At 42.2% G+C, this 22,118-nt stretch carries 15 protein-coding genes; 12 read left to right on the top strand and 3 right to left on the bottom strand.

Annotated features, from left to right (window positions below; translation table 11 throughout):
* Positions 1 to 76 precede the first annotated feature (76 nt).
* From mgtE to KYJ26_RS17510, 10 genes are all read left to right on the top strand, one after another.
* Entirely contained in the window at positions 77 to 1,435 is a 1,359-nt protein-coding gene (gene mgtE, locus KYJ26_RS17555; RefSeq protein WP_219168686.1) for a magnesium transporter, read from the top strand.
* 131 nt (positions 1,436 to 1,566) lie between these two features.
* Positions 1,567 to 1,965: a fluoride efflux transporter CrcB gene (crcB, locus tag KYJ26_RS17550; RefSeq protein WP_219168685.1), complete on the top strand. Its 399-nt coding sequence runs from the start codon at positions 1,567 to 1,569 to the stop codon at positions 1,963 to 1,965.
* A 5-nt stretch (positions 1,966 to 1,970) separates the two neighbouring features.
* Positions 1,971 to 2,324 carry a fluoride efflux transporter CrcB gene (gene crcB / locus KYJ26_RS17545; protein WP_219169333.1) on the top strand — a complete coding sequence of 118 codons (354 nt, stop codon included), beginning with the start codon at positions 1,971 to 1,973 and terminating at the stop codon, positions 2,322 to 2,324.
* Positions 2,325 to 2,599: 275 nt separating this feature from the next.
* Positions 2,600 to 3,211 (top strand): TetR/AcrR family transcriptional regulator, encoded by a 612-nt coding sequence (locus KYJ26_RS17540; RefSeq protein WP_219169332.1) that lies wholly within the window; start codon positions 2,600 to 2,602, stop codon positions 3,209 to 3,211.
* 18 nt (positions 3,212 to 3,229) lie between these two features.
* A complete protein-coding gene (locus KYJ26_RS17535) occupies positions 3,230 to 4,114 on the top strand; it encodes an ABC transporter ATP-binding protein (RefSeq protein WP_219168684.1) in 885 nt (294 codons plus the stop codon).
* Positions 4,115 to 4,120: 6 nt separating this feature from the next.
* The gene (locus tag KYJ26_RS17530; protein ID WP_219168683.1) at positions 4,121 to 4,912 is read left to right on the top strand and encodes an ABC transporter permease subunit; all 792 of its coding nucleotides are present in this window, start codon (positions 4,121 to 4,123) and stop codon (positions 4,910 to 4,912) included.
* An 11-nt stretch (positions 4,913 to 4,923) separates the two neighbouring features.
* A complete protein-coding gene (locus KYJ26_RS17525) occupies positions 4,924 to 5,718 on the top strand; it encodes an ABC transporter permease subunit (RefSeq protein WP_219168682.1) in 795 nt (264 codons plus the stop codon).
* Positions 5,719 to 5,900: 182 nt separating this feature from the next.
* On the top strand, positions 5,901 to 6,563 hold the full coding sequence (locus KYJ26_RS17520; RefSeq protein WP_219168681.1) for a type 1 glutamine amidotransferase domain-containing protein: 663 nt from the start codon (positions 5,901 to 5,903) through the stop codon (positions 6,561 to 6,563).
* A gap of 33 nt (positions 6,564 to 6,596) precedes the next feature.
* Entirely contained in the window at positions 6,597 to 6,884 is a 288-nt protein-coding gene (locus KYJ26_RS17515; RefSeq protein WP_219168680.1) for a putative quinol monooxygenase, read from the top strand.
* A 114-nt stretch (positions 6,885 to 6,998) separates the two neighbouring features.
* Complete coding sequence (locus KYJ26_RS17510; RefSeq protein WP_219168679.1) at positions 6,999 to 7,874, top strand: LysR family transcriptional regulator; 876 nt, start codon at positions 6,999 to 7,001, stop codon at positions 7,872 to 7,874.
* A gap of 44 nt (positions 7,875 to 7,918) precedes the next feature.
* Here KYJ26_RS17510 and KYJ26_RS17505 read toward each other — a convergent pair whose 3' ends face one another.
* The 3 genes from KYJ26_RS17505 to KYJ26_RS17495 all read right to left on the bottom strand — a co-directional run bounded on the left by KYJ26_RS17505 (position 7,919) and on the right by KYJ26_RS17495 (position 13,254).
* A complete protein-coding gene (locus KYJ26_RS17505; protein ID WP_219168678.1) occupies positions 7,919 to 8,413 on the bottom strand; it encodes a DinB family protein in 495 nt (164 codons plus the stop codon).
* Between the two features lie 150 nt (positions 8,414 to 8,563).
* Positions 8,564 to 10,000 carry an MDR family MFS transporter gene (locus KYJ26_RS17500; RefSeq protein ID WP_219168677.1) on the bottom strand — a complete coding sequence of 479 codons (1,437 nt, stop codon included), beginning with the start codon at positions 9,998 to 10,000 and terminating at the stop codon, positions 8,564 to 8,566.
* Between the two features lie 194 nt (positions 10,001 to 10,194).
* Complete coding sequence (locus tag KYJ26_RS17495; RefSeq protein ID WP_219168676.1) at positions 10,195 to 13,254, bottom strand: efflux RND transporter permease subunit; 3,060 nt, start codon at positions 13,252 to 13,254, stop codon at positions 10,195 to 10,197.
* A gap of 214 nt (positions 13,255 to 13,468) precedes the next feature.
* Here KYJ26_RS17495 and KYJ26_RS17490 point away from each other — a divergent pair, with 214 nt between their 5' ends.
* Both KYJ26_RS17490 and KYJ26_RS17485 read left to right on the top strand, forming a co-directional pair.
* Entirely contained in the window at positions 13,469 to 14,350 is an 882-nt protein-coding gene (locus tag KYJ26_RS17490) for a TetR/AcrR family transcriptional regulator (RefSeq protein WP_219168675.1), read from the top strand.
* 140 nt (positions 14,351 to 14,490) lie between these two features.
* The gene (locus KYJ26_RS17485) at positions 14,491 to 22,038 is read left to right on the top strand and encodes a carboxypeptidase regulatory-like domain-containing protein (protein WP_219168674.1); all 7,548 of its coding nucleotides are present in this window, start codon (positions 14,491 to 14,493) and stop codon (positions 22,036 to 22,038) included.
* The last annotated feature ends 80 nt before the right edge of the window (positions 22,039 to 22,118 follow it).

Genomic DNA, 22,118 nt, shown 5'->3' with positions numbered 1-22,118 from the left:
TATCAGGGGGAAGCTACTCCATCGGGTATCTCCCTATTGCGCACATTAAAGAGAAATCATCATAAGGAGTAAGCATATGACATTAGCCATTACGGAAAATGAAATCACTCTTGCCATTATCCAAAGCTTGAAAGATGGTAAGAAAGACGTTTTCTTAAATATCATTGAAGAGCTGCAGCCTTATGATATAGCTCATCAATATTTACATATTCCATCCAAGCATCGTAATAAATTTCTATTGTATTTACCACTGGAACAATTGACGGAATTCATCCAGGAGATTGGAAGGGAAGATCAGTTAATCGTATTGGAAAAATTGGGGATCGAAAAGTCTACTAAAGTCCTCGATTTGATGGAAAATGACAATCTGGCCACGTTACTGACAGACTTGGAACCTGAGAAGATAGAGGAACTCTTGTCTGAGATGAACCAGGCAGAATCACAGGTAGTCCAGAATCTCATGACCTATCAGCCGGAAACGGCCGGTCGTATCATGAACAACCGCTATGTCTGGATTCCTAAACATTACAGTGTTCGCGAAGCGGTGGATAAGCTCAAGCATTTTGCTGAATTGGCCGAATATCTAAACTATCTGTATGTCATTGACGAAGATAAAAAACTGATTGGGGTCATTTCCTATAAGGATTTATTACTTAGTGAGTTATTCGATAAAATAGAAGATATCATGTACAGCCGGGTTGTAAAAGTGGATGTGCACACCGACCAGGAAGAAGTGGCAAAATTGATCAGCCGTTACGACTTCATCACGCTGCCTGTCATTGAAGAAGATGGCAGACTCGTTGGAGTCATAACCGTGGATGATATCATTGATGTCGTCATTCAAGAAGCAAATGAAGATATCGAGAAACTGTCTGCGTCGGGGAAGTCCATCGACTTTACGACCAAACCATTCGTGGCTGCCTATCGCCGTCTCCCTTGGCTCATTTTGTTATTATTCATTGGTCTTGTTTCAGGAAGTATCATAGACAGATTCTCTGCAACGCTGGAACAAGTGGTGGCCCTCGCCTTTTTCATGCCCATGATTGCGGGTATGACAGGAAATACAGGCACTCAATCACTGGCTGTGGTCGTCAGGGGTCTTGTTTCCCACGACCTTGATGCAAAACAAGTCGTGAAGCTGATCTTCCGTGAATTATGGGTTGGTATCATCATCGGAGTCACTTGTGCGGTCATGATTGCTCTGATCGCATATATATGGTTGGGAAATATGGTCCTGGGATTTGTGGTGGGAAGTTCTTTACTGATCACATTGATCATCGGGACATTGGCAGGAACAATCATCCCGCTTATTCTGTATAAGTTCAACGTCGATCCTGCGGTAGCTTCTGGTCCCTTGATTACCACGATCAATGATATTCTTTCCCTCCTTATCTATTTTGGGATTGCCACAATGTTTATAACCAAATTAATGTAAGATAATTGGCGTGAAATACGCTAATTGCGCAACAAGTTTGCTTTTCTACTATAAAGTAGATGGCTTCTACTGATGCATTCGTATAGGCGGGAGTCTCTTTCATTAACAATAAGATCTTATGAGGTGGAAACATGGTTTACATATTCGTTGGGGCTGCCGGAATGGTGGGGGCTTTGTTACGATACTATATAGGAATATTTACCGGGGATTGGTGGAACCATACGTTCCCGTTGGGGACTTTTTTGGCAAATATGATCGGGAGCTTTACATTGGGGTTGTTGACCACCTATTTATTTCGGATAAAGAAGCTTCAACCGATGTTAGCAACTGCCATTGGAACGGGGTTGATCGGATCTTTCACTACGTTCTCCTCATTCAGTGTGGAAACCGTTAATCTTCTTTCCCATTCACACTTTTTTATGGCACTCCTTTATTTAGTCGGTAGTGCGTCCGGTGGCTTGATCATGTCATGGGCGGGCTATAAAATAGGAACGGATAAATTCACCCAGTACAAGCAGAAGGGGGCTTAAAGATGATCGTAAATGGAATGTTGGTGGCATTCGGTGCATTCTTTGGAGCCATTGCCCGCTTCTGGATCAGCCGTATATTTAAAAAGTACAGTATGTCTGATTTTCCATATGCCACATTAAGTGTAAATCTGCTTGGATCATTTCTACTGGGTTATGTAATGGGAGTCGGTATCAGCGAAAATGGTGTTTTGTTACTGGGAACAGGATTCCTAGGTTCTTTCACAACATTTTCGACTTTTAAACTGGAAAACATCCAACTTTTTGTTCAAAAAAGATGGAAACCTCTTATTTCTTATCTTGTAATGAGTTATACATTTGGCATTTTATTCGCTTTTTTCGGAATGATAGCAGGTAGATAATAATAATTCATAAGCATTAGTTGCAACCGCAATCAAATAGAACATACATAAAAGCTCAGGGCGAACCTGAGCTTTTATCATTCATCTATCTTCACTTGGATTATTGCGGTTTGTTTCATTAAGGAGAATGAATATGATGGAGTTTTGTTCAGCATAGTATCAAGAACCATTATAGAAAAATAATATTGACCATAGTGGTCAAAAAGAGTAGAATGAAGTTGACCATGTTGGTCAATGAAATCCTTATTATAGGAGAGTGTAAAAGTTTGTTTAAAATGTTAAACATTGATTCTGAGAAGGAAGATCGAATCATTAACGCAGCAACACGGGTATTTTCCGAGAACGGTTATGAGAAAGCTTCTACGAATGCCATCGTGAAGGAAGCAAAAATATCCAAGGGAATCCTTTTTCATTATTTTAAGAGTAAGAAGGAATTGTACATCTCTCTGTACGAATACCTTTCAGAATTATTCACAGACAAAATTTACGATAAGGTCGACTGGAATGAGCATGATATATTCGTTACGATCCGCTCAGTTACATTGATAAAATTTGAACTATTTTCTGTATATCCTGATTTGATCAATTTCCTTACCAGTGCCTTTTCAGAAGAAGCACCAGAGGTAAAAGACGATATTGAGAAATATAAAGAAAAGATGGTTCAGAGTAGTTTTGCGACATTATTTTCTAATATCGATACATCAAAATTCAAAGATGGAATCGATGTAAAAAAATCGATTCAAATCATTTATTGGACTTTTGAAGGCATCGCCAACCAACAACAGAAAAAAGCGAAGTCACTCTCGGTAGATAAAATCAATCAGCAGGAAGTTCTGGATGAGATCGACGCTTATATCCAATTGTTGAAGATCTCATTTTACAAATAGAAAAAGGGAGGATAAACGATGAATGTGATTGAAATTCATTCACTGACTAAAACGTATGGGAAATCGAGGGGGATTGCTGATATCAGTTTTCACGTCGAAAAAGGGGAGATCTTTGGTTTTATCGGACCCAATGGAGCCGGTAAGTCAACGACAATCCGCACACTTCTATCACTCATTCATCCGACAAGCGGGAGTGCGACCATTTTTGGAAAAGACTGTATCGAATATGCGCCTGAAATTGCGAAGGAAGTTGGATACCTGCCATCTGAAGTATTTTACTATGACAATATGAAAGTAATGGATCTCCTGAAGTATTCTGCAAGCTTCTATAAAAAGGATTGCTCGAAAAGGATCAACGAATTGGCTGAAGTGTTAAACCTGGATTTAACGAAGAGGATTGACGATCTCTCACTTGGTAATAAAAAGAAGGTGGGAATCATTCAAGGACTATTGCATGAGCCGAAACTGATTATTTTGGATGAACCTACATCAGGACTTGATCCCCTAATGCAGCAAAAATTCTTTGAACTACTTAAAGCTGAAAACGAAAAAGGAGCGACCATCCTATTTTCATCTCATATTCTGAGTGAAGTTCAGCGTCTATGTGATAGAGTCGCGATTATTAAAGAAGGAAAGATCGTTCAGGTTGAGAAGATCAGCACACTAAAAGAAAACAATCATAAAAAGTTCAAAATAGAAATCAACGTTGAAATAGATCCTTCTTATTTTGAACTTGAGGGTGTAAATAACCTGGAAATGAAAGACAATCACGTAAGCTTCCTCTTTAGGGGAGATATTAACACTGTCATGAAGAAGATTGCCAATATTGATATTACGAATCTCTGGATCGAGGAGCCTGACTTAGAAGAAATCTTTATGCATTATTATGAAAAGGAGGCTTGATTCTTTATGAATATCTTCCTTTATGAACTGAAGGCTTATCGGAAATCCACTTTGATATGGACCTTAGCACTCATCGCCTTGTTGATTTTATTCATGTCCATGTTCCCGTCCATATCTAAAGAAATAGACCAATTTAAAAAGCTTTTGGAAGGATTCCCGGAAGGTGTTCGAAAAGCATTGGGAATTCAAGTCGACACGATTGGGTCTCTTAACGGCTTTTATTCTTATATCTTTCTGTACATTACATTATGCGGTGCCATTCAGGCCATGAATCTTGGGATTTCGATCGGTTCGAAAGAAATCAGGGAAAAGACTGCTGATTTTCTTTTTACCAAGCCCGTCACACGCATGAGAATCCTTTCTTCTAAAGTGCTGGCAGCTCTGACTTCAATACTGCTCACGAATATCGTTTATATGACTTCGGCCATCACTATTGCCAATATTGTTAAGGTGGAGGAGTTCAGTCTGGATGTTTTCTTCTTGATTTCTCTTACACTCTTTTTCACTCAATTGATCATGTTTGCAATTGGCATGATCATTGCGGTCGTATTTTCAAAAGTGAAATCGGTCATTTCGGTTTCTTTAGGTGTGGTATTCACTTTCTTTTTAGTGGGGATGGTGGGAGCTTCGGAAGAAACCACTCGTTATTTCACCCCCTTTAAGTACTTCGATTACACGTATATTATGGATCACCAGAGTTATGAATGGACATTCCTAATCCTGGGACTGGTCTTAATTGTTGTTTCCTTGATTACGAGTCTCGTTATTTATAATAAGAAGGATATTCATACGGTGTAGGAGGGGAAAATATGAACGTATATGTGAGAGAATTAAAGGCACATCGAAAGTCCCTCATCATATGGTGCATAGGGATGATCGCTTTGATTGGATCAGGCATGGGGAAATATGCAGGCTATTCTTCTTCTGGTCAATCCATGAATGATTTGATGGCTGGAATGCCTAAATCTTTGCAAGCATTTCTAGGGTTCGGTACGCTGGACCTGTCAACGGCCAGCGGATATTATGGGGTGCTCTTTCTTTATATTTTGTTAATGGCAACCATACATGCAGCCATGATTGGTGCAACGATTATCTCCAAGGAAGAGAGGGATAAAACCGTTGAGTTTCTATTCGTCAAACCACTTAAGAGAAAGAATATAATAGGAATCAAGCTATTGGCTGCCCTGACTCAGGTCGGGATACTAACCCTGATTGCCGGGATATCCTCCCTGTTGATTGTGGGTCATTACAGTGAGACCCCTATAGTTGGGGATATAGGAATCACCATGGTAGGAATGTTCATTTTGCAAGTACTCTTCTTAGTGATCGGAACAGCTATAGCCGCTTACAGTAAACAACCAGCTAAAGCAGCGTCATTCTCGACGGGAGTTTTGTTATTCACCTTTATCCTTTCATTTGCCATCGACTTGAGTGAAAAAATCGAGGGCTTGAAATACTTCACTCCATTCAAATATTTTGAAGCAAAGAATGTAATGTATGGGGGAGGATTAGAGTTCTTGTTTCTAGGCATTTCACTTGTACTGATTGCAATTTTGGCATTTTCTACATTTGTTTTTTATGATAAACGTGATTTGAATATATAGAAGGATGCTCGTCCATTGTTATGTGGATGGGCTTTTTATTTAAGATTTCAATTTCATATTTGCGAATTTGTATAAATATTTTTATGGCAACATGAAAAATAACTAATTTGTTTTATAGTTGTTGCGGGATTACAATAGATTTCGTAAGGCACACAATACACATTCTTAAGGAGGAATAATTAATGAGTAAACATATATTAATGGTCGTGACCACGGCTGACAAAATGAATGAGGACCATAAAACAGGTCTTTGGTTATCAGAGTTTGGAGAAGCGTTTGTTGAGTTTTCCCGTTTAGGGTATAACATTACAGTTGCAAGTCCTCTCGGAGGTAAGGCGCCTGTCGATGATCGCAGTTTAGAAGGTGACACTCCTCAAGAAATCTTAGACACTGCGAAATATCTTGAAAACACTTTGAAGCTTGATGAAATTAAAGATGCTTCATCCTTTGATGCGATTTTCCTTCCTGGAGGGCACGGAACGATGTTTGACTTACCGGATAACGGTAAACTTCAAGAAATCGTCCGCGATGTATATGAAGCGGATAAAGTGGTAGCGGCAGTATGTCACGGTCCTGCAGGTCTGGTTGGTGTGAAGTTGACTGACGGATCTAATTTGGTAGCAGGTAAAGCTGTAACGGCCTTTACAGATGAAGAAGAAAGAGAAACAACATTAGATCAATACATGCCTTTCTTGTTGGAATCTCGCATGCGTGAGCTTGGAGCTGATTTCGTTGCTAAATCGAACTGGACGGATCATATTCAAGTGGCTGGAAACCTCATTACTGGCCAGAATCCTCAATCTACTGTTAGTGTGGCAAAGGAAGTTATAAAAAAATTAAGCTGAAGATCTAATAAGAAAAACATTGGAGGGTTTAAGGTGTCAAGCATCACAATTAATGCGATTCTGACAGCAAAGCCTGGTTGTGAAGAAAAGCTTTATGAAGAATTGCTTCATGTGATCGGACCATCACAAGCTGAAGAAGGATGTATCGTTTATACCCTTCATCGATCCTTAGAAAATAAAGCAGTCTTTGTTTTCTATGAAAGGTGGGAAAGTGAAGCTGCTCTATACGCTCATATCGAATCAGAGCATTACAAGCGATATCGCTCAAACACTGAATCCCTGATTGAAAAGCGAGAGGTTCATCGATTACAGAAAGTGTAAAGTTAATGCAAGCACCGTTCCTAAGTGAGCGGTGCTTTTAAATGATGCCCCATACAGATATACTGAAAAATAGTCATAGGTTCAGATAAAAAGTGAAAGGAAGTTTAATGTTACATGATCGATTTTGAATGGTATCGAAGCTTCGTCAGTATATACAGGCACCGATCCGTTTCGGCAGCGGCAAAAGCGAGAATCTTGACTCAGCCGGCCATGAGTCAGCATCTCTCGGCATTGGAATCTGAAGTAGGCGAACCATTATTCATTCGTGCACCCCGAAAAATGATTCCGACAGATAAAGGGAAGGAACTATATACAAAAATCGTTCCTTTAATTGAAAACCTGGAAAAGACGACCCTGGAAATTAGGCACGCTTCTTCGAGAGCCTCTCTTGCACCGATTGTCCGTCTGGGCAGCCCGGTAGAATACTTTACCCATAAAGCCATTGCGAATTTAAAAACATTGGATGTTCGGTTCGCGATTACCTTTGGAATCGCCGGTACATTACATGACAAATTGGAAAAGGATGAGCTGGAAGTGATCGTCACCACCCAGAAGCTCAATACGTCCTCAATTGAATTTATCAAGTTGGTGGAAGAAGAATTTGTCGTTGTCAGTCCGATGGGCTACCAGTCAGATGCAACTGAGCTTTCGGACATTGAAGAGTGGCTCAAGGAACAGAAGTGGTTAAGTTATGGAGTAGAGCTGCCTATTGTACGAAGATATTGGCGGGAACATTTTGGGAAAAGACCGGATGTACCCCCAACCCATATTGTCCCGGATCTCAGAACGATTTTGGAAGGGATCGAGCAGGGGATGGGGGTAAGTGTTCTCCCGACTTATTTAGTAAAGGAAAGTATAGATTCAAATAAAGCACAGGTTATGTTTTCACATCTTTCAGTCAAAAATACGATTTATGCTGCCTATAAAATTGAGAATCGAAGTAATCCCGTAATTGGAGAAATCATCACGAGATTAAAAGAAGGATCTTAAGGAAGGATCTGTTTCCATGGGAACAGATCCTTCCTTGAGTGATACTATAATTTTTTCTTCAAATCTTCAATTTGCTCTAGATGTCTTTTTTCATGATACCCGATAAATGGAATCCATTCATCTAACCGTATATGACCGAAGATGGGATGAGGATATGCTTTTCGTTGCAATTCTTCCTTGCTGGTTGTTTCCAGAAATGCAAGAAGATCATTACGTGAAGCTGCCAGTTTATCTTTCATTTCTTGCAGGGTCAGCTTCTCTTCTGTTGGAACGACAAACGGGGGAGCGTCTACTTTGGTAGACCGATCGACCGTAAAGTGAACCGGCTTTGATTCCACCTCTTGCTCTTCACCTTTTTCTAACGTCAATTGAATCGTTTTCGTAAGGGATCTTTCCATCAAATAAAGATGATCCAACACTTGCAAGATCGACCAACGACCGGCTTCCAATTCTTCATTTAATTGCTCATCGGTTAAATGGTTTACACTATTCAGTACTTCAGAACGAATATCTTCTATGGTTTTAATCTCTTTCTCCATTAAAAGTCCTCCTCTAATTTTCTCTAAAGACCATTCTACTCCTGGGAAAGAGGGACGTACAGCAATAGCCCTTTAGAGTCCGTTTTTTTTGTGAAAAAAAACGGAAAGCTCAAGTGTGCACTTAGCTTTCCGTTCAATAAATGTATTTGGTTAATTCTCCAGTTCGGTCTTTTCAAAATCCGGTGCAATCGCTTTACGAATGAATAATGAAATGAAGAATGCGATCGCCGCCAAGACAAGTGCAAACCAATAGGCATGATGAACCCCATAGGTCATGGCGTTATGAAAAATTCGTTCAGTTATCACACCTGACTGCCCTTCGATATACCCTGCCTGACTTTGAGTCATGATGCTGACAAAGATGGAGACACCGAGGGCACCTGCAACGGGCTGTAACGTATTGGCAATGGCGGTCCCGTGTGGGTAGAGGTGTTTCGGCAGCTCATTTAAACCGTTTGTCTGGGCAGGCATCATGATGGCTGAGATAGATAGCATGAGAATGATGTAGACGAGAACAAAAAGCCAAATAGGTGTTTCAGGATTGATGAAACTAAAGAATATCATGACTCCCACCAAAGTCAATGTTCCTGGGATGATCAGTTTTCTTGGTCCATATTTATCAAATAGTGAACCCATTGTTGGAGACATAAGGCCATTCAATAGTGCACCGGGGAGTAACAGCAGCCCAGCTGCTTTTGCTGAATATCCCAGAGGTCCCTGAAGATACATCGGCATCACGATTTCCGAAGCGAACATGGCCATGATGACGATGACGAAAATCGTCACACCTCTTGTATAGCTTTTATATTGGAATACGCGAACATCAAGGAGAGGTTCTTTAAGCTTTAATTGGCGCAGTACAAAGAGAACGACGCTTATGACAGAAACGGCAATGATCACAATGATCTTAACAGAAGTGAATCCTGCTTCTTCTTCACCTGCAGCACTGAATCCGTAAACGATTCCTCCAATTCCTATGGATGAAAGGATGATCGAATACACATCGACACCAGGTCGAGTCACTTCGCCAACGTTTTGTAGATATTTCAGTGCAAATAAAATAGAAAACACAGCAAATGGAAGGACGGTGATGAACAACCATCTCCACCCAAGGAAATCAACGATAACGCCAGATAGAGTGGGTCCGATAGCCGGAGCGAACATGATGACCAATCCGAATGTACCCATGATTTTACCGCGCACTTCCGGTCGGTAGAGAAGCAGCAGGGCATTCATGATAACTGGGATCAGTAATCCTGTACCTACTGCCTGTATCATTCTTCCAGTAAGGAGCATGGGGAAATTTATGGCGCATGCTGCGATGATGGTCCCAAGAAGAAATACGCTCATGACCCCGATGAACATTTGTCGTGTAGTGAACCACTGGATCAACAGGGCAGAGATGGGCATCAACACACCCATAACCAGCATGAATCCTGTCGCAAGCCATTGAACTGTAGGAGCATCTACGTTAAATACCTGCATTAATTCCGTCAGGGCGATATTTAACAGAGTCTCATTTAATATAGCGAAAAAAGCACCTATCATAAAGGTTATGAGGATCGCTTTTGAATTAATAGTAGTCATGAAGTCCCTCCAAAAATATAAAAAATCTAGCACGTATCTATCATGCTTGATGCAGGAAAATATCACAAGAACAAAATTCATCTGTCACTTGATACTTAGTGACAAAAGTAAGGATTCCTATAATTTTTCCATTATAGGATTTGTTTAATCATTAAAATAAGGGGAGACCATGTCTCCCCTCGGGCTAATTCGTTTTAAGCTTCAACATTTCTTCTTCTGAATCGGTTAAAGACAAGATACATCATCGGGACAATGATCAGCGTTAATATAGCTGAAAAAAGAATACCCGATATTATCGTTACGGCTAGCGGAGTAAATAAGGCATCACCGCTTACTGCAACTGGAATAAGTGCCACAATAGAGGTGAGGGCTGTGAGAAGAATAGGACGCAATCGTGTACGGCCAGATTCAATAACCGCTTCTTTCACACTCATGCCATTCTTAAGTCCTTGCTCAATAAATTCAATTAACACAACGGAATTCCTTACGACGATTCCAGTCAGAGAGACCATCCCCATCACGGCTAGGAAGCTGATAGGTGTCTGGGTTACAAACAATCCAAGGATTGCACCTGCTATCGCCAGATATACAGCAACAAGGACAAGGAATGGAAGAGATAAAGAATTGAATTGCAGGGCAATCAATAGATACACCAAGAATATGACAATGATAAACAATATGGTGATTTCTGCAAAGAAATCATTCTGCGCTTCGTTTTCCCCACCTAACGTGATGGAATAGTCTTGGTCATCAAGGTCATCCCGGACATCTTTTACAATTTCCTTTACATTTTCTTTATAATTCTCCTCATCCCCTGGGAAGGCACGAATCGTAATGGCCCGTTCTCCATCCTTGTGAGGGATAAGTTGAAGTTCTTCTTTCTTCTCAGGAGTCACCAACTCATCAAGGGAGATCAGTTTAGGCGGACCTGCAGGACTTGTTGTTTGTGCAGGAACTTCCAATGATTGAAGATCGACTTCTCCATCTTTACTTTCTAAAAGGAAAGTCATATCGCGCTTTGTTACTCCATTGTCAAATGCCTTCATTGGTATGCCTTCTGTAGCTAATCGGAGCTGTTGGCTAACATCATTAACGGTTATTCCATATTCTTCTAGTTTTTCGCGGTTTGGAACATATTCTATCGTTGGTTCCATATCTCCTACATTATCAACGACCAAATCAGTATCCAAAGCATCTATTTTAGTCGAAATGACATCTCTAAGCTGTATTAATTGAGTAATATCAGGACCTGACACAGTAACCGTTACAGGAGCTCCTGCAGGTGGGCCTTGCTGGATTGTTTCCATGAATATTTTTGCTTCAGGGTATTTTTTTCGTAATTTGTCCGTCCAATCATCTATCAACCCTTGGGCAGTCTGGTTCTTACGATCGACTCTTGCTACCAGTTGTCCTGTGTTCTGTCCGGAATTAGATAGAGAACTATTGAATAGATTCGGGAGTCCTGTACCTGCGAACGCTGAAGTTTCATAGACGCCATCATCCGTTTTTAAGAGCTCTTCTATTTCATGAAGAGTGGTGGATGTTTCTTCAATTGTTGTTCCAATTGGAAGGGTGACATCCACTGTTACTTCTTGCCGATCGGCTGATGGGAAGAATTCAAATGGTGTCAGGGCTATCAATCCAAATATGGCAGTCGTAAATACAAGGCCGATGGCGGATACGACAAAAGGCCTTTTTGAAAACTTCGTTAAAATAGTATCTGCATAAAAATCGGCCATTTTATTCAATGGTTTACCCAGTAATCCTGGAGCATCAGATACCTTTTTCTTCGTCTTACTATATAGTGAGTATCTCATAATCGGAACGAAGATCAGGGCAACGAGTGTAGAAGCAATGATCGTTGTAATCAAGACAGTCGGTAATGCTCTGATGAATGCACCGTTTCCACCTGACAAGAAAATGAGAGGCAGGAATGTAAACACAATGGCAAGAGAGGAAGTGACAATTGACACCCAGATCTCTTTCACTCCGGTTATGGCACCCATCAATGCTCCATCACCAAGTTTATATCGGCGTTGAATATTGTCGTTCACCACAATCGAGTCATCAACCAGGATACCGAGAGCAATGATGGCCCCTATAACGGAAATCTGATTTAAATCCACTCCTGCAAATGGTAGGGGAATCAATCCCATAAGCACGGAGATCGGAACAGCAAGTGCGACAACAAATGCACCAGAAACCGTCAGTCCAAGGGCTGTAGTCAAAATGACCGCAACAACGGAAATGGCAAGGGACTTAAATAATCCATCAAATATATTGGTTACGGTGGAAGCTTGGGAATAGTAGGGTACAAGCTTCACATCAGACGGAAGGGATTCTGACAGTTCCTCCACTTTATCACTCACTCTTTCATCAACCGATGGAATGTCTTCGCCCGGCTGGACGAATGCAGTGAATGAAACAGAAGGTTTGCCTTCAAAGGTTACAATGTCTTTAATTTCTTCGGGAGCTACCTTTATATTGGCAATGTCTTTAAGGAAAATCGATTCCCCCTGAAGGTTCTTTCCAACGAAGAGTTCGTTCATTTCATCTATAGTTGTAAAGTGGTCGACAGTTAGTTGCACCACTTCATTATCCATATCCTGCTTTCCAAGAGGTGTTGGATAATATTCATCATTAATGGCACTCATGATGGCTGAAGGATTGAGGCCAGAGGTTTTCAGTTCTTCCTGCTTAAGTTCGATTACGATTTCTTCTTCAGGAAGGCCTTTCACTGTAACGCTTGAGACCCCTGATAAATCCTCGACTTCTTCTTTCCATCTGGTAACTTCATCATCCATTTTGAGAAGTGATTCCTTATTATCACTGGTTAAGTTGTACGAAACGATAGGCATTTTGACGGTGGATTCATTTACTTCAGGATCAAACGCCTCTTCAGGGAAGGATGTTGAAGCATCTGAGACGGCTTGGCGCACATCGCCGAACACTTCCTTTTTGTCTTTGCCGTCTTCAACCTCTACAATGATGGTAGAGAAACCTGCTGCTGAAGAGGAGTTGATCTCCTTTATGCCGTCAATTGATTGTAGAGATGACTCAATGGGGTTGGTTATGCTCCTCTCAACTGAGTCAACCGTTGCACCAGGGTAGACGGTCGTTACTGTGCCGATGTTGACACTTGTTTCGGGAATCTCCCTTTGGGGTAATTGGATAAATGTGAATATCCCGATGATGACAAATAATATGACGAATATTAACACGATTTTCGAACGGTTTAGAATGGCTTTTAACATGGATGAATCCTCCTTAAAAAGATTTGACTTGTGGGTCATTCAATTTATTTGTAGAACAACAAAGTATTGATATGACAGTTATTTTAATAGTTGACTCAATAGTCATTTTACCTAAAATTTTTATGTAGTCAAGAATGAATGCTCTTCTATTTTTTGCTTTGTATGGTTAAAATGGGAGTGTGGATGTTTTTCTTCGGATATAGAGGTGTAGGAAATGGATAAAAGAAACGCAATACTCGAATCAGCGGTGGACCTTTTTGCTCAACATGGATACAATCAGACGTCCATGCAGCAGATTGCCGATAGTGTAGGTATATCAAAGGGATCCCTTTACACAATTTTTCAATCAAAAGAAGATCTAATCATATCGATATATGAACATTATCAGCAACTCGTATTTGAGCGGGCATTCGTTGTGGGGCTGGAAGGGAACTTGCCTCCATTGAAACGATTCGCCAAACAATTTCAAGTGCAATTTGAAGGAATATTGGAGTACAAATCCTATATGAAAATGCACATGAGAGGTGAGACTGCCAAGAATAGTGAAAAACTGGCGGCCATGGAGCACAGGATGAGAGGGAGGCTGTTCAGTTGGCTCGAAAGTAATCTGTTGGAAGTGTATGGTGAAGGCATCACGCCTTACAAATGGGACCTGATGTGGATGACTCAATCAATCTATTCTTCTTATATGATGTTGATGATTTCACAGGATGATTCCCTCGAGCCGGAAATCCTCGGTAGACATATCGTCAGACAGATTACCCTCCTCGCCGGTGATTTTCTAGATGGGGAAAGTGCTCCATTATTGGATGATGAGATGATGAAACCCTTTGCTGTCAGTATGGACAAAGAAGGAGCCTTCATCTCATTTGAAAAAAGGGAAGAGGCATGGAAATCACTTTATGACAAAATCAAGGGGTTGAGCGATGCTACCTCAACGTATTTTATGAACATAGCAAATCGGATTTCCGAGGAATGTCGAAAATCGAATCCCGACGAGTTGATCATAGCAGGGTTATTCCGGTTGTTAAGAGATGAAGATGATTTAAAAGTTGCAATTGAAGAGTTGGAGGAACAGCTCCTTCCCTTAAAATAGGGAAGGGGTTTTTTTTGTTTTAATATAAATCCTGTTAATAAATTTACTATATTAGAAGTTTACTAGACGTTTGGTAAGACAACATTCCTTTATTCTAAATATCATAATAAAGACAATATCATTTAAAGGAGGTTTTTTCTGTGGCATTTCCCAGTAATGCACAGTACACCCCGGTATTAGTAGGGGGGACACCCTTATTTGACGTCTTAGGCGATGAAAGTCCCGCATCAACGGATATTGTGGGGAATTCAACTTTCCCTGCAGGATTCTTCGCATACGATGGGACGAATATTTATTTTCGATTAAGATTGAATGGGGATCCTAGAAACAATCAATTAACAGGCTTTAGGAATTTTGCATGGGGGGTTTTAATTAACACAACAGGTGTTGCAGGAACGTATGATTGGTTATTCAACGTTGATGGGTTGAATAATCGAGTGAGTTTAATTCAAAATACGGTTAAATTGGTCAACTCCTGGAATGACCCTGCTGAAGGGACGGGAGGGGGAAACCCGAACTTTGCCCAGCCGATTACCAATTTTGACTTTGCCAGGGTAACACCTGCCGATTCCAGCATCGGAGGAGATCAGGATTTTTTCCTGGATTGGTTCCTCCCGGCGAGCACCGTTTTCTCTTTCTTGGGTATCAATGCATCATCAGCCATTCGTGCCATTTACTTTTCGTCTGCAAATGCAAACAATTACAACAAGGATTCATTAAGGACAAGTGAAGGGTTTTCTTTCGCTAACGCCTTTACTGATCCCGTCACTCCAGATCAAGCGGATATCAGGGCGAGGCTGGCAACGGACAAAGTCCGGAATTCAGGACCGTCAACAGTTGTCCTTGGACAGCAGTCAACTTGGACCGGTACGGTAACCGTAACAAATACCGGAAAATCACAAGCTACCTCAGTCTTTCTTGATGACATCATTGGTCCTGATCAAGTCAATTCATTTGTCGTCAACACAACTTCACAAGGTTTAACCTCGTATAATCCAGCCACTAAATTGTTGACATGGAACGTTGGAAACCTGAATCCTGGAAGTGCCGCAACCTTAACTTTCACTTTGAATGGTGCATTTACTACCAGTGGTTCACGTAATTTAGACAGAGTACAAGCTACAGGGTTTGATTCTTCCTCTGGTAACGCCATTCAGTCCAACACGTCCGTTGTCACCATCAACGTCCAACAAACCGCCGCTATCAATGGAACGATCACTGATCAATCCACCGGGCTGGTCCTTCCGAATACAACGGTATCACTCTTCCAGGGCATGAGCTTAATTGCAACCACCCAATCGAATGCAAGTGGATTTTATACGTTTACGAATGTAGTGCCAGGCAACTATACTGTACAGTCTGTCAGAACGAACTATGTGACAGGAACAGCTAATGTAACAGCTGTAGGGGGGACATCCACTACTTCGAATATTGCACTCGTTCCTCAGCCGAGTACCATTTCTGGAAATGTATCAAATGGAGGCGCCATAAACAATGCCACCGTACAACTTCTAAATAACTCCGGTACTTTAGTAGCTACTACAACCACAAATGTTGCCGGAAATTATTCTTTCGCTAATGTTACTCCTGGTCTTTACAATATCACTGTTATAGCATCCGGTTTTCAATCGCAAACCAAATCCGTCATGACAGAGCCGAATCAGGCATCTGTGGTCAATTTCACACTCGTCGCAAATCCCGGTTCGATTTCAGGTATGGTTCGGAATTCCACCAATAATGCGGCCATCCCACTTGCAACTGTTGAATTATTGGATTCGAATGGGGTACCCATTACGAGCACTTCTGCTAATGGAAGCGGGCAATACAGCTTCAATAATTTAGCCCCTGGAAATTATCAGGTGAGGTCATTTGCCACCAACTTTAGTACAACGGCCGTAGCTTCAACCGTCACTGCAGGAAATACAACCATCACGAACATCTTCCTTGAGCCGAACCCAGGTTCTATTCAAGGTACGGTAAGAGACAGTGAAACCATGCTGGTTATTTCAGGTGCTTCTGTTCAAGCTGTAAATAGCCAAAATATTGTTGTGGCGAGCACGACGACGAATGGAAGCGGTCAATACTCATTTAGCAGTCTACTGCCGGGATCGTATTCACTTATCTTTACAGCAAATGGCTATGGGAGTCAAACCCTCGGGGGTGTTGTGACATCCAATGCTATTACAACGGTAGATGCGTCGTTAAACAGACTAGCTGGTGCCCTGGCAGGTATCGTTCAGGATCCAAATGCTGTCGCCATTGCCGGAGCAACGGTGACGATTTTCCAGAATAATATTCAAATCGGATCAGTCATCACCGATTCAACTGGGAACTACATGGTGTCAGGACTGCCTCCAGGAAGCTATACAGTTGTGGTCAGTGCGCCAAACTATACAACGGAATCTGTCGCAGCAATGATCGTAAATGGTCAAACAACCACTGTTAACGTAACCCTAAATGAAGATCCGGGTACCCTGACCGGGTTTGTAAGGGACACGAATAATGTTCCGATACCTGGGGGAAGTGTAACGGTACAAATCAGTACTGGTACGGGAATCATTGTAGCTACAGCGGTCACGGCACCGGACGGATCCTATACGGTTCCTAATTTAGCTCCGGGAAATTATTCAGTAGTAGCAGCAGCTTCCAATTTTCAAGCTGCCACTCAAGGGGTTACGATTTCATCTAACTCGACATCAATACTGAACTTTAACCTGGCATCAGATCCCGGATCGGTTTCTGGAATTGTTACAAATTCGCAAACCGGAACGCCGGTCATCGGTGCAAATGTACAGGTGAGAATCTTGGATTCAAGTGGTACTGTGATAGCAACGGTTTTAACAGATGAGAATGGGCAATATGTTGTAAATGGATTAGCCCCTGCAGTCTACACCATTGTGGTTTCAGCACCTGATTTTCAGACGAATGCGGCAACCGTTCAGGTATCGTCCAATCAAACGGCAGATGGAAGCATATCCCTCCAGCCTGATCCAGGACAGATTACAGGGACAGTCGTCGACAGTATCGGAAGCAATCCTATTTCAGGTGCGGTCGTCAGTATTGTGAACAGTTCAGGAAATTTAATTATTTCCGTGCTTACAGATATGGATGGAGTCTTCATGGTGGATGGGCTTGCGCCTGATAATTATACTGTGAACGTGATGGCGAATAATTTTCAAAACGGGATGGTCGGCGCTCTCGTATCTTCCGGTCAAACGACACCTGTATCGGTTGTGTTAAATCCTGATCCAGGCTTCATCACAGGCACTGTCAGTCCCCTGGTTTCAAACACGATCGTCCAATTAAGGGATGTAAATAATGTACTGATTGATTCAGTCGTGACCAACCAGGATGGTACGTTCTCATTTAACAATTTGACACCTGGCACATACACAGTGTTGGCATCAGCCCCGAGCTATTCAACTGCTCAGGCAGGGGTGTCTGTCCTCGCAAACCAGACGTCAACAGTGGATTTGACTCTTGTTCCCAACCCTGGTTCTATATCCGGGATCGTAACCGATAATCTTGGAAACCCGATTGTGAACGCAATCGTACAGATTTTCGATCAAAATAATATTTTGATTGGTTCCGGATTCACAGATTCATCAGGTGAATATATTGTCGGTAATCTTCCAAGTGGATCTTTCAATGTGGTGGTCAACTCGCCGGGATTCGGACAGGTCATCACTGGGATAAACCTTGGTGTCGGAGAAGATTTAACCGGAGTAAATATTTCTTTAATCCCTAATCCCGGCATCATCAATGGACAGATTACAAACATTACGACAGGCGATGCGATTTCCGGGGCTACGGTAGTCATTATTGACGGCATTTCCCAAATCCCGGTAGCAACCACAACTACTTCAGTATTCGGAAACTATTCGGTCAGTGGCTTGGCACCAGGATCGTATATCGTCTCCGCTTCAAAGATGAATTTCACTACGGAGCAAATCGGCGCCATTGTCCTAAGCGATTCAGCTACACGAGCCGACCTGGCGTTAGGGGAAAACCCGGGAAGCATAACCGGGAATGTGGAAGATACCAACGGAAATCCGATTACGGGGAATGGGATTCAAGTCTCTGTATTCAATGAAAATAATGTACTGGTTGTAAGCTTCTTAGCAAACTCTGATGGAACGTATTCAATTTCTTCCCTTGCACCGGGCACATATTTCATAACCGCCACTGCTCCGAATTACTCATCGTCTACCATGTCTGCCATTGTGCAATCAAATCAAACCACTACTGTCACCAACGTTTTAGCAGCAAATCCCGTCACGCTGACGGTGCAAGTCGTCATTGAAAATACCGCAACCCCAATTGAAGGAGCCGCAGTCTCAATTCGTCACTCCAATAACATTGTGATTGCAACCGGAATTACAGATGTGAACGGGTATGTAACCTTTTTCTCGTTGCCGATAGGGACACTGAATATTACAGCAGATGCCTCATCGTTTGGGACAGATACCAAATCGGTCATCGGTGGACCTGGCGATATCCTGTTTGCCGGATTGAGCCTTGCTCCAAATCCTGGACAAATACAGGGTTTTATTTCAAATCTTGCTAATGGAGAAGCCATTCCTAACGCAGTCATCCAGCTCTATGATTTGACTAATGTACTTGTCCAAACTACTCTTTCTAATCAAAATGGAGAATATACTTTTTCTGGAGTAACACCTGGAGTATATACTGTCATTGCGAATGCAACTGACTTTGGTCCTGAGACGGCGGGAGCCATTGTCACTTCCAATCAAACGAGCTTCCTGAGCTTCGCGTTAACCCCGAATCCAGGGATTGTTCAAGGGTATGTAAGGGATTCGGTTACCTTGGATCCTATAGTCGGAGCCACGGTGGTAGTTAGGGAACTTTCCGGAACGGGTCCGGTTATCTTCACTACGATCACGGATTCGGATGGATTCTTTCAGACAACCACCCTGTCCCCAAGAGTATATGTGTTAGTAGGAAGTAGTCCAGATTTTGGATCCAACGCTGTGTCAGCAGAAGTAATGAGTGGCGGCGTAACCAATGTAGAGATTCTTCTTACCCCAAATCCAGGCTCTTTAACGGGCACAGTAAGGGATGCACAGACTTTGCAACCATTATCGGACACTTTAGTAAGGGTCATTAATAACCAGGGAACAGTGGTAGCTACTGTTCAAACTACTCTAGATGGAATGTATTTCATCACTGGTTTGACAGAAGGAAGCTATACCGTATCAGCTATCAATACTGGATATCAATCCTTGATTCAACAGGTGAATATACAGCCGAATAACACCACAGTGCTGGACTTTAACCTATTGGCGAATCCAGCCACACTCAGTGGAACGGTCATAGACGCAATCACAGGGTCTCCTCTGACAGGTGTCATCATTGAAGCTTATATCAGTGGAACAGATATTCTGGTAAGGCGAGTCCTCACAGATGAAAATGGAGATTATTTAATTGAGGGCCTTCCTCAAGGTACTTTTGATATAAAGGCTCAACTTCAAGACTATGCAATCAGTGTCAATACAGTGTTCTTATCTCCAGGTGAAAGTGAGGAGCTGAATATCGCACTTATCCCGTTCCCTGCAACGGTCGAGGGTACGGTAAGGGATTCTGCTACACAGGTTCCGATAAGCGGTGCTCTTGTAAAAGTAGTCATACCGAATACAGACATTGTTGTAGGAAGCATCATTACTTCGAGTGATGGTATGTATTCATTAGGAAATTTACCTGTGGGCAGTTACAATGTCGTGATTACTGCAGACGGCTATGCAAGCGAAGTCGTTCCTGTCATACTTGCTCCGAATGAGATAGAAACAGTAAATGTCGATTTGGATCCAAATCCGGCTGGAATTACAGGTTTCGTATTGAATACACAAACGACTACAGGCATCCAGGGAGCGTTAGTCAGAGTATTTAATTCTGACGGAGTGTTTATTATCAGTACTCTTACAGATGACAATGGTTTTTATACAATCTCAGGTTTAACTCAAGGTCAGTACACCGTCATTGCAAGTGCAGATGGTTTCGGAGATCAGATCGCTATTGTCACATTATCTCCTGGTGAAACGGAAAACCTGAATTTCAGCTTATCAAACCAAATCGCAACACTAAGGGGGACAGTACGGGATGAAGTCAATAATCAGCCTATACAATCCGCCCTGGTCCAAGTCTTCAGGATCGGAACATCGATTCCGGTTGCTTCTGTTCTCACAAATGGATCTGGAGAGTATGAGTTTACTGGACTAGACCCAAGGGAATATCGGGTGGTCTTCTCGGCAGATGGATATGCAAGTGAAGTATTCAGGATATTCCTGACCAATGGAGAAACCAGGACGTTAAATGTGGGCCTCGGCCGTCAGCCTGCTGCCATTAGAGGTCGTGTGACCGATTCGAATACAGGAGACCCTATCCAAAGCGCTGGTGTGATTACGGTCATCAGTGGAAGCGGCATTGTCGTTGCCTCTACATTGACAGATCAGGACGGGAATTATATTCTTACAGGTATTGCACCTGGAGATTATAATGTTATCTTCTCTGCGGACGGTTATGTCAGTCAGAACGTCATGATTACCCTAAGCCAGAATGAAACGGCGACACTCAATGTGGCACTGGAACCCAACCCGGCAACGATAAGTGGAAATGTGCGGGATGCGAATACACAAACGGCCATTGTAAATGCCCTCATCCAAGTTTTCACTCCTGATGGAAGACTGTTGGGTACAACACTTACAGATATTAATGGTAACTACTCGATATCAGGGTTGCCCGGAGGAACAGTCGTTGTCATCGTTAGAGCGTCAGGTTACCAAAGTCAATCACAAGTGGTCACACTCATCAGGGGAAATACAACCAACCTCGACTTCCAATTAGAAGACAATCCGGCAAGTGTCAGCGGGACAGTGACAGATATTCGAACGGGGCAACCTATTTCTCAAGTTCTCGTGCAAATCTTCCCAATTGGTTCACAAGTCCCGATCCGTTCCACGTTAACCGATCCGAATGGATTCTATATCTTGACTGGGTTACCACCTGGTACGTACGTTATCAGATTCACATCTTCAGGTTATCCGGTTAAAGAAGTAACCATCGTTATAGAAGAAGGAGAGGCCCTGCAGCTGAATGTCCAACTGGGAAATATCATCCCTCCACCGCCTTCAAATTTAAGGCCAGAATGTATAGCGGTAGAAAAAGTATATGATTGGGTCATTGCCACCCATCATTCAACTCTTGACCTCGGTTTATCTGGGGAATGCAGGGAACTGGTGGATGAATTACTTGCAAGAGGAGAGGGAATAAGCATTCAATGTCAGGTCAAGCCTGTAGATTGCTCTCTCATTTCATATGAAGTAGGGATACCCGGCTATGTCGAGATACGTGGAGAAGCTGTTTTACTTGTATCAATTGGATCTCCGAATAATGAAGACGATTCCTGTGTGATGGAAGTACCCATCTTCTTTGATAAGGAAGTTGCGGTTTGCTTACCTAAAGGTATGGTTGGAAGTAATATCCATTGTTCCATCTTTGATGTAAAATGCCGGGAAAAGGCAGGAATACTCACACGTGACCAACTCCAAATCCAATTCATTGCTTGCTTGGAAATTGAAGTACTGTATCCTGTTGTTCTTGAAGTGCTTGGAACATTCTGCGCACCAAGAACCGTGATAGAGCATGTTGAAGAAGAAGACGATATGTGTTAAGAGGAATAAGGTGTTCTCCGAGAGAGGGCACCTTATTTATTTTAGGCAACAGGCGTCGTAACTGGTTATGTGCAATGTCA

It is taken from the genome of Rossellomorea orangium, assembly GCF_019334305.1.
Classification (GTDB): Bacteria; Bacillota; Bacilli; order Bacillales; family Bacillaceae_B; genus Rossellomorea.
The sequence above is the reverse complement of the archived record's forward strand: the minus strand, read 5'-3'. Positions and strand labels throughout refer to the sequence as shown.